The organism is Clostridium sp. C2-6-12, from assembly GCF_009928485.1.
Taxonomy (GTDB): Bacteria; Bacillota; Clostridia; order Clostridiales; family Clostridiaceae; genus Clostridium.
Window position 1 is genome coordinate 164,925 of sequence record NZ_JAABNP010000008.1, and the last position, 2,185, is coordinate 167,109.

Here is a 2,185-nt window from a genome sequence, read left to right on the forward strand (position 1 = left end):
GCTCAAGGATCTCAAGGAACTCAAGGTTTCCAAGGTGACCAAGGATCTCAAGGTTCTCAAGGTGCTCAAGGTTCTCAAGGTTTCCAAGGTTCTCAAGGAACTCAAGGTGCTCAAGGTTTCCAAGGTGATCAAGGTAGCCAAGGTTCTCAAGGAACTCAAGGTGCTCAAGGTAGCCAAGGTTCTCAAGGTTTCCAAGGTGCTCAAGGTAGCCAAGGTTCTCAAGGTTTCCAAGGTGCTCAAGGTAGCCAAGGTTCTCAAGGAACTCAAGGTTCTCAAGGTTCTCAAGGTTCTCAAGGAACTCAAGGATCTCAAGGAACTCAAGGTGCTCAAGGTAGCCAAGGATTCCAAGGTTCTCAAGGCTTCCAAGGTTCTCAAGGATTCCAAGGCGGAGCAGGATTGGCAGCAGATGGTTTTGCCTTTGAACTTGCAACTTTAGCAGATGCAACTGTTGTAGGTGGAGGAGATGTTCCATTTTCTAACAATGGCCCTTTAAATGGTATTACTCATACACCAGGAACTACTACAATTACTGTATCTAGTGCTGGTGTTTATGAGATTAATTACGGCATTAGTATAACTGCAGGTGTTGGATCACAAATTGCAATTGCTGTAAATGGTACTGTTAATGCATCCACACCTATTTCAGCTCTTGTTGCCACTGGATCATTATTTGGAGTCGCTATATTAACCCTTGCTGCTGGGGATGTAATTACTTTAAGAAACAACTCAGCAGTAGCATTAACATTGACATTAGCTCCAGGAGTTGGTGCTCAATTAACTATTAAGAAATTAGATTAATTATATAAATTGACCCTCTGTACTGATACAGAGGGTTTTACATATAATAATTTAAAAGGATTATGTACTCTTATTCTTATCATAAGGTAAAGCTTAATACTCTCTTTCATATGTTCCCTCTATTAGCTAAACTTTATAATGCTAAAACCACATCATTATTAATTCATTGTAAAAATTTATTTATTAAGTAAATTATTCTTTTTAATCCATTTGTCTTTAGCACAAAGTTTAATTTAAATTTTAACAATATATTTTGTCTTTTATTTTAGGCTTTAAAATCCGTATTTTTATTAATCTTCTATTGAATATAATTAAGGGCAGATTGTAACATATTATGACAACAACCATACAATGTACTATCACGGTATTGGTTTTAAAGGAGGTTAAGATTCATTGTGGGACACAATAGTTATTTTGACGATGAAAGAAATGATAAAATAGATGATCAGGGAAGACATCACTTTCACCATGATTGTGATGATAGAGATGATGATATTTGCTTATTAGGATTGCTAGAATCAATAGATAGGAAAAAATGCCATTGTTGCAAAGGACCTCAGGGTCCACAAGGGCCTCAAGGACCTCAAGGTGCTCGAGGATTTCAAGGCGTTCAAGGACCTCAAGGTTCTCAAGGAGTTCAAGGGGCTCAAGGACCTCGAGGATTCCAAGGTGTTCAAGGGGCTCAAGGCGTTCAAGGACCTCAAGGCGCTCAAGGTTCTCGAGGATTCCAAGGTGTTCAAGGGGCTCAAGGCGTTCAAGGACCTCAAGGTTCTCAAGGTAGCCAAGGTTCACAAGGTGGCCTAGGTTCACAAGGCGCTCAAGGAGCTCAAGGAAGTCAAGGGGCTCAAGGCGTTCAAGGAACTCAAGGTGCCCAAGGTGTTCAAGGGGCTCAAGGTTCTCAAGGCGTTCAAGGACCTCAAGGAGTTCAAGGCGCTCAAGGTTCTCGAGGATTCCAAGGTGTTCAAGGCGCTCAAGGGGCTCAAGGCGTTCAAGGACCTCAAGGTTCTCAAGGATTACAAGGCGCTCAAGGTAGCCAAGGGGCTCAAGGAACTCAAGGTGTTCAAGGTTCTCAAGGTGACCAAGGCGTTCAAGGACCTCAAGGAAGTCAAGGCTCTCAAGGTGACCAAGGTTCACAAGGGGCTCAAGGCGCTCAAGGTGTTCAAGGTGACCAAGGTAGTCAAGGTACCCAAGGCAGTCAAGGTGTTCAAGGTTCTCAAGGTAGTCAAGGCTCTCAAGGGGCTCAAGGGGCTCAAGGGGCTCAAGGTGTTCAAGGTGACCTAGGTAGTCAAGGTACCCAAGGCGCTCAAGGTGTTCAAGGGGTTCAAGGAACTCAAGGTGACCAAGGTAGTCAAGGTACCCAAGGCAGTCAAGGTGTTCAAGGTTCTCA

Annotated in this window: 2 pseudogenes; both read left to right on the plus strand. The window is 43.1% G+C overall.

Features of this window, described 5'->3' with window-relative positions:
* Window positions 1-798 (plus strand): annotated as a pseudogene (locus GXK56_RS28125) (collagen-like protein); the annotation flags it as partial.
* A gap of 395 nt (window positions 799-1,193) precedes the next feature.
* A pseudogene (locus GXK56_RS28130) lies at window positions 1,194-2,185 on the plus strand (collagen-like protein); the annotation flags it as partial.